Origin of the sequence: Vogesella alkaliphila (assembly GCF_014652475.1) — a bacterium.
Lineage (GTDB): Bacteria > Pseudomonadota > Gammaproteobacteria > Burkholderiales > Chromobacteriaceae > Vogesella > Vogesella alkaliphila.
In genome coordinates this window covers 1-1982 of the sequence record NZ_BMYW01000021.1, presented here as the reverse complement: position 1 = coordinate 1982, position 1982 = coordinate 1, and the positions used below count along the sequence as shown (strand labels likewise).

The 1982-nt window shown below is 53.1% G+C and carries 1 rRNA gene; it reads left to right on the top strand.

The features are described from left to right. A 23S ribosomal RNA gene (locus tag IE100_RS16300) occupies nucleotides 1-1981 on the top strand; the annotation flags it as partial. Nucleotide 1982: the final 1 nt, after the last annotated feature.

The window sequence follows — 1982 nt, the reverse complement described above, 5'->3', positions numbered from 1 at the left end:
CAAACTCTGAATACCGGAAAGTGCGAGCATGGGAGACAGACGGTGGGTGCTAACGTCCATCGTCAAGAGGGAAACAACCCAGACCGCCAGCTAAGGTCCCAAATGATCAGTTAAGTGGTAAACGAGGTGGGAAGGCCTAGACAGCCAGGATGTTGGCTTAGAAGCAGCCATCATTTAAAGAAAGCGTAATAGCTCACTGGTCGAGTCGTCCTGCGCGGAAGATGTAACGGGGCTCAAACTGATAACCGAAGCTGCGGATGGGCACAGTCAAATGTGTCCGTGGTAGGGGAGCGTTCTGTAGGTCTGTGAAGGTGGTGGTGTAAACCCTGCTGGAGATATCAGAAGTGCGAATGCTGACATGAGTAGCGATAAAGCGGGTGAAAAGCCCGCTCGCCGAAAGCCCAAGGTTTCCTACGCAACGTTCATCGGCGTAGGGTGAGTCGGCCCCTAAGGCGAGGCTGAAAAGCGTAGTCGATGGGAAACGGGTTAAAATTCCCGTACTTTTATGCAGTGCGATGTGGGGACGGAGAAGGTTAGGTTAGCGGCCTGTTGGAATAGGTCGTTTAAGCCGGTAGGCTGGTGCGGTAGGCAAATCCGCTGCACCTTAAGGCCGAGAGGTGATGACGAGGGTCTACGGACCTGAAGTAACTGATACCACGCTTCCAGGAAAAGCCACTAAGCTTCAGCTGCATAAGAACCGTACCGCAAACCGACACAGGTGGGCAGGATGAGAATTCTAAGGCGCTTGAGAGAACTCAGGAGAAGGAACTCGGCAAATTGATACCGTAACTTCGGGAGAAGGTATGCCTCTCTAGGTGAAGTTCCTGCGAATGGAGCTTGGAGAGGTCGCAGAGAATAGGTGGCTGCGACTGTTTATCAAAAACACAGCTCTGTGCCAACACGAAAGTGGACGTATACGGAGTGACGCCTGCCCGGTGCTGGAAGATTAAATGATGGGGTGCAAGCTCTTGACTGAAGTCCCAGTAAACGGCGGCCGTAACTATAACGGTCCTAAGGTAGCGAAATTCCTTGTCGGGTAAGTTCCGACCCGCACGAATGGCGTAACGATGGCCACACTGTCTCCTCCTGAGACTCAGCGAAGTTGAAATGTTTGTGAAGATGCAATCTACCCGCTGCTAGACGGAAAGACCCCGTGAACCTTTACTGTAGCTTTGCATTGGACTTTGAACAGACTTGTGTAGGATAGGTGGGAGGCTATGAAGTGGGAACGCTAGTTCTCATGGAGCCGTCCTTGAAATACCACCCTGGTGTGTTTGAGGTTCTAACCTTGGTCCGTGATCCGGATCGGGGACAGTGCATGGTAGGCAGTTTGACTGGGGCGGTCTCCTCCCAAAGTGTAACGGAGGAGTTCGAAGGTTACCTAGGTACGGTCGGAAATCGTGCTGATAGTGCAATGGCAAAAGGTAGCTTAACTGCGAGACCGACAAGTCGAGCAGGTGCGAAAGCAGGACATAGTGATCCGGTGGTTCTGAATGGAAGGGCCATCGCTCAACGGATAAAAGGTACTCCGGGGATAACAGGCTGATTCCGCCCAAGAGTTCACATCGACGGCGGAGTTTGGCACCTCGATGTCGGCTCATCACATCCTGGGGCTGTAGCCGGTCCCAAGGGTATGGCTGTTCGCCATTTAAAGTGGTACGTGAGCTGGGTTCAAAACGTCGTGAGACAGTTTGGTCCCTATCTGCAGTGGGCGTTGGAAGTTTGACGGGGGCTGCTCCTAGTACGAGAGGACCGGAGTGGACGAACCTCTGGTGTACCGGTTGTGACGCCAGTCGCATTGCCGGGTAGCTAAGTTCGGAAGAGATAACCGCTGAAAGCATCTAAGCGGGAAACTTGCCTGAAGATGAGACTTCCCTGGGCCCTTGAGGTCCCTGAAGAGTCGTTCGAGACCAGGACGTTGATAGGTCGGGTGTGGAAGCGCTGTGAGGCGTTAAGCTAACCGATACTAATTGCTCGTGAGG